Here is a 6,568-nt window from a genome sequence, read left to right as displayed (position 1 = left end):
AGATTTTTTTAAAAAAGTTGAATTTAGAGCATAAAAAAAGCCAGCTATTAAAGCTGGCTCAATATTACTAAATTAGTAATCAAACAGGGAAATCAACATGAAACTTGTATAACAACATATCAACTACAAGCATATTAATAGACCCAGCTATTATTGATTAGTTCAAAAATATTTTAAAATAAAATAGTTTAAAATATTCAGGCAAAAAAAAAGCCAGCGCTGAACTGGCTGGCTTAATCATTACTATGTCTAGTAACTACTATATGGGATATCAACATGAAAACTTGGAGAAACTGCAATTTAACCAAGCTGTATTAATAGACGCCCACAATTCAAATAAGTTCAAAAAATTATTGTTAATTTTTAACTTTTAATTAAAGACAACATTTGTTGTTCATCAAACTGGGTAAAACTCATTGATTTTTCAGTAAATAATGCATCAACTAGAGCTTGTTTATCTTGCTGCATTTGAAACACCTTTTGTTCAATAGAGTTAGCCATAATCAATTTATACACAAATACCGGATTAGTTTGGCCAATACGATAAGCACGATCGGTCGCTTGCTTTTCAACAGCTGGATTCCACCAAGGATCAAAATGAATAACGGTATCGGCTTGGGTTAAATTAAGCCCTGTGCCACCTGCTTTTAGGCTAATTAAAAATACCGAAGTAGTGCCACTGGTGAATTCGTCTATCACTTTATCGCGATGGCGCGTTTGCCCAGTTAACATGCTAAATTTAATGTTAAGTATATTCAAACGCTCGGCAATTAAATCAAGTGCAGAGGTAAACTGGCTGAATATAATCACCTTACGGCCAAGGCTGAGCATTAAAGGTAAATGGCTTGATAACCATTCTAACTTAGCACTAGCAGCGTCGGTTTCTGGCTCAATAAGTTTAGGATGACAACAAATTTGGCGAAGTTTTAATAGTGCCTCTAGAAAAGCGAGTTTACTTTTTTGCACGCCTTGCTCGGCAAATAAATCAATGAGTTTTTCTTCAAGCGCATGTGTTATGCCTTGGTACATGTCTTTTTGTTTAGGCTCAAACTCAAACTCTTTAACAAGCTCCGTTTTTTGCGGCAGTTCTTGAGCTACTTGGGCTTTAGTCCGGCGCAAAATAAACGGCATAATTAACGCTTTTAACTGCTCTGCACGCTCAATGTTACTTTCGCGCTCAATAGGACCTTGAAAGTGCTGCTTAAAGTGCGCCTGGGAACCTAATAGCGAAGGCATAGCAAAATCGAGTAACGACTTTAATTCAAATAAATTGTTCTCAATTGGGGTACCACTTAAGCAAAGCTTAAAATCGGCATTCAAACGTTTAACTAACCGCGATACCTGTGCCGTATCATTTTTAATATACTGCGCTTCATCAAGAATAATGTTTTCAAAATACAGTGGCGAATAATAAGCAATGTCACGTTTTAATAACGGATAGGTGGTTAATATACACTGTGCTTGTGCCAAGTGTTTCAACGCATCATTACGGTGTGCACCAAAAATAGTGGTCACTTTTAAGTTTTTAGCAAACTTGTTAATTTCGTTTTGCCAATTACTCACTAAGCTTGTTGGGCAAACAATAAGCGTAGGGCCAGCCTGCGGAGTATTATAAGAACTGGCTAAATAAGCAATCACCTGCAAAGTTTTACCCAAGCCCATATCGTCCGCTAAAATACCACCTAGCTGATTACGCTTTAAAAAGTTAAGCCAAGCTACGCCTTCTTGTTGGTATTCTCTAAGCACCACAGAATCGTGTAAGCCATGAATGGCGATATTGGGCGATAACAGCGCGTCATTGCTTAGCTCATCAAGGTAGCGCTCTAATGACGGATCATGTAGCTCAACATTAATGGCTGTGTGCTTAACTAACTCAGGTAAGTATGAAAGTGGAATATTAAATTCGTCGCGCGTTTTAATAAACTCAAATCGCAATTTAAACTCAATTAATAAATTAAACGCAGCCTTATCTATAACTCCAAATTGACGGCCAACGGGATAGTAATAAAACAATTCGCTTTGACGATTTAACGATTCAAACAGTTTATTATTTACATTAAATAAAGTGGCCACTTTGGTATCGTTAAGCACAACTTTGCAATGCATTTGATGCCCTGCAGCTCTGTTTACATGCAAGGAAATTTGGTTTTTAGTATCGGCAATATTTATTTTGCTCATTGATACTTGCCAGCCACGTTGCTTAAAGCTTGGTAACACCTCATGCGCTAACCAGTGTAAGTGAATAGCCGATTCCTGACTAAAAATAAACTCGCTGTGTAAACCCCCTTTACAAAAATCAAAGCCTAAGTTGACCAGCTCGTTGGTAACGGTGTTTTCAAATGCACTATTTATTAGTTTTTCAGGCGCAGTACCTGCTAAGTAGTTTTTATTTTTATACTTAAACGATAACGAAATAGCCATTACTGAGCCCGACATGCTGACTTTAAGTACGGCATTACTCAACGACTTAACAGGCATGCTTGGTGCATTAGTAGGATGAGGAATAACACCGGCACCAAAATTATCAGCAAGCTGCTTATAAATTCGATCAAAGTTTGTATCGTGAAGTGCAGGTATTGTTTGTAAATGAGCAATCTCGTCAGCACTGAGCGGCGTGCGAATGCGGCCTAGCTTATATTTATCTAAATCTAAGTAGATGGGCGGCGTAGTTTTAATTAATGCCCAATTAGGAATTTTATCTAGGTGAATTTTTAACTGGGTGACTTCTTTTTGTTTTTCCCAAACAAAGTTTAGGGGTAAGCCAGGTTGCGCTTTTATAGGTACTCGAGAGCGTTGTAAAAATAATCGTTCTGTAGCTAGTAATTGCTGCAGCGCGTTAAAGCCCCATTGACCTTTAAGTTCAATATTACCGACCGCATTTTGCGAGCGGATCCAGCTATATAATCTAAAATCACTTTCTAGCAGGTCGCTAGGAGTTACAAAACTATTAAGCTGTTGCTCAGTTAAATTACGACCTAATGCATAATTATTATTTTTATCGTAGTTGGCAATTTTAGGCGTTAAAAATACTTTATCGTTTTCAATATCTAATACAAACAGTAACACTTGTGATGGATGAGCTTGATCGGTGTTTTTAAGCGAGCTGAGTTCGCTAAACCAGTCATTAATAAAATAGTCTTCGCCGTATTCACCTGAGTGTTCAATTTTAAGTTTTAACAAAATTGCAGCCAAATGGCGGCATTTAGTTTTAACATTACAAGTACAGTGAGTGTCGACTGAATAGCCAGTTGGTAATTTACTGATCTCAATTCGTTGGTTAAACGCAATGCCCTTATCGCCTTGCACAGTAGAATCAACAACAGAAAAATCAGCATTATGTTCTAACCAACTTATTTGGCCGTTTTTATAATACGACTTACCTTTTGCTAACACCGCGGGTTTAAACAATTTTTTTATGAATCGCTCAGAAAGAGGAAACTGGGTAGCCTGCTCATTTTTAATTTCTTCAAAAATAGCCATTAAATCATTTTTTGATAAGTTAGCAGACATGTCACTCAAAGTATTAAAATTTAAAAACAATTTTTCCAGTATATGCCTTATCAACGCTGAGCTAAAGCAATATTATTTTTAAAATAAACTGGTTGGATCTGATTGGTTAGTAAAAAATTGGTTTATAAGGATTGTTTAATTTTACTCACTAAAAAAAGGCGTTTAAATTACAAAATAAAAACAATAAATTAACTTAACAGGGAGGTTTTGCTAGGAGTAGATCAGGTTTTTACTAACAAGGTAGCAATTTAATCAAATAGAGCAGGTTTAGTTAGTAAAAATACGATCCTTAGTAGTTTATCGGGCTTTTTTTGCTTTTTATCACCACGGAAGATCAGATTTTTACTAACTAATTAAGAGGGCTAGATCACTATTTAACTAACCTCCCCCCCTTTACAGATCACGATATTACTAACTAATTAAAAGCACTTAATAGTTTAGTCAGTTGTTCTAAGCGCTTGTCTGTCATCACTTTATTATTAATTTTTATTGAAACGTCACCACTTTTAAGGTTACGTTGCACACTAATAAAGTCGTTTTCAAGCACAGCCTCACGCTTTAATGCTGTTTTAGGCTCTGCGGTTAATAGTTTAGTGATCAGCATAGCGCGCTTGTCGTCGGCTTCTAAGGCCTTAACTTCATCATTGCTTGCAAGTGCTACAACTAACTCGTTAAATGCAACCCCGTCTCGCTCCTTTGCGTTAATCAGCTTTTTAGCGACTTCTCTACCAACATGATTAGCTGTTGGGTAAAGAGCTATAACATCGGCAGATATTTGCTCATACGCTTTAATAGCATCCGCAATGGCGGTATGCGATACCCCTTCAATAACGGCAATCTCGCGGTACGATCCTTTTTTGCCTTGTTGAATGAGTTCGTTTCGAGTTTGCTGATACGCTTGACCTAACTCCCAAAGACTTGGAGCAATGTATTGATCCGAAGAAACTGCTAACACTTTGGCATCTTGCTCATTAAAATCACTTGAACTCAAAACAAGATAATCTGCACCAGCCAAAATACAGGCTTTGCGACGTCTTGAGCCTGCAAGAACAAGACTCATATCACCTTGATCCCAAAGCAGGGCGGGGTGCTGATTACGTCCATCTTCTTTAATTGCAGGAAGTATATCAGATACCGACTTTTCGTTTAAAAGCGCTTGTACACGGCGATTTTTACCATAAACCTGAGTCGATTTTTCAATCTCGTTATGAGCAATCACTTTACAAACCAAGGTGATTTCGCGATTAGGATCGCTTGGCGCAGGCATACGAATAACATCGCCTGCATTAGCTTGCTCTAAAAGAGCGTCTAAACTGCTACTGCCAACAGCGGTTGCAAAGGGATCTAAGCGGGTGTCATTTTTACGTTTTTTAGCCATTTTTAGTCAACATCCTTACTTAGGCGTATTTAATTTTGATTGTGTAGATTGCCAATTTGAACGAATTAGCATTTCGAGTTCGTCAACAACATCTTTGATATTTTCTTGTGCGCGCATTAACGATTCTCTACTCGCTAAACTGTCAGACGCTTTTTGATCAAAAATAGTATTAAACGAGGATGAACTCGCAGTAATTGCTGAGCTGTGATTAATAGGGTAGCTCATGACTTGGCGACCAAAGGCGCTTCTTACGTCTTTAACTATGTCACGTTGTGAGTGATTACCTTTTACATAATTGGTAACCAAAAATTGCATAAAGTCCCAACCATCGTGACCAAGAGCTGCAACGGTATGATAAATCTCACCTAAACGTTTTAAATATTTATTATTAGCATCAAAGTCTACCGCTTCAGGATGAACCGGTATAAGCATCGCTGTAGAAGCCATTAATGCATTATAAAACATAAAGTTAAGGGTAGGCGCTGTATCAATTAGTAAAATATCAAATTCATCTTTTACTGGCTCGATAACACGTTCTAACAGCTTATGGTAATGGCGAGTTTGCTCATAGTTTGAGGTGTCTTTAAGCAACGTTGCAGTTTCGTGTTCAAAATAAAAATCATCCATACCTGAGGGTAAAACACGAATATTAGGAATATGAGTTGGTAAAAAAGAGTTTGAAACAAATTCAGGCCAGGTTTCACCTTCTTCAAGATCAATGCAGTCACGCATTAAATCACCAACAGTAATTGGATCGGGCTCAGAAGATGGGAAAAAGCTAGATGATGACCCCTGCGGATCTAAATCGATAATACCAATTCGGTAACGCTTGATGTTAGTAGTGGCAAGTGCTGCAGCAATATTAACCATGCTCGTTGTTTTACCACAACCACCTTTTAGTGAATTAATAACAATAACTTGGAGTTTGTCTGTTGGTGCACGATGATCGGGTTTTATATCCATTATATCGGCCATGGCAAAAATATTAACCAACGTATAAGCGTAATGACCGTTTGCACCGCGTTTTATGTTCAAATCGTCAAAATCACCATTGTCATGGCGTCTTTTTAAGGTACGATTATTACAACCAAGTAAATCAGCAGCGGCTTTTTGGGTGTAGGTTCTTAATTCTTTTTCTTCAGACTTAAGATGGGCGCGGTAATGTTGAATACGTCCTTCTAGTGATTTTTCAGCAACTTCTGCGGTTGCTTTCAAAAGTCGGTAGGTATCTAGCGCATTATTATTGATAGACATACTTTATTCCTCAAAGTTAGGCGTTTAGTATAATGTCCATTCAATTAGCTGTAAACAACTATTTAAGGCGACATGCATTTTAAATACATGACATATAAAATAATTTTACGCCTTTAATATTGCTTAGTATAAATAAAGAAGTTTAAGTATGGTTAAATATATAAGGTATTAAAGGCTAAGGCCTTAAAATATACATATAACATTATGATTTATATAAATAATGTTAAAAAAACTGGATCAGCATTGTACGTGGTTAAGATCAGATCCTTATCTACTAGCAGATCACCTTTTTACTAAGCAAATATTTAGCAGCTTAGTTACGCACAGGTTAAGCACTGAGTTACTCACAAAATAGGTGCTGTAGATCATATTTTTACTAAGTAAATTATAAAGTTATGCACCCACCATCAGGAATAATAAGCGGTT

Annotated in this window: 3 protein-coding genes; all 3 read right to left on the bottom strand. The window is 37.0% G+C overall.

The features are described 5' to 3' along the window. Positions 1–363: 363 nt before the first annotated feature. On the bottom strand, positions 364–3,510 hold the full coding sequence (locus CWB78_RS15240; protein ID WP_138596336.1) for a DEAD/DEAH box helicase: 3,147 nt from the start codon (positions 3,508–3,510) through the stop codon (positions 364–366). 415 nt (positions 3,511–3,925) lie between these two features. After that, positions 3,926–4,888, bottom strand: coding sequence for a transcriptional regulator (locus CWB78_RS15235; protein ID WP_138596334.1), 963 nt, complete (start codon positions 4,886–4,888; stop codon positions 3,926–3,928). A 15-nt stretch (positions 4,889–4,903) separates the two neighbouring features. After that, positions 4,904–6,142: an AAA family ATPase gene (locus tag CWB78_RS15230; protein ID WP_010388797.1), complete on the bottom strand. Its 1,239-nt coding sequence runs from the start codon at positions 6,140–6,142 to the stop codon at positions 4,904–4,906. Between the last annotated feature and the right edge of the window lie 426 nt (positions 6,143–6,568).

The organism is Pseudoalteromonas sp. S1612, assembly GCF_005887175.1.
GTDB lineage: Bacteria > Pseudomonadota > Gammaproteobacteria > Enterobacterales > Alteromonadaceae > Pseudoalteromonas > Pseudoalteromonas undina.
The sequence above is the reverse complement of the archived record's forward strand: the minus strand, read 5'-3'. Positions and strand labels throughout refer to the sequence as shown.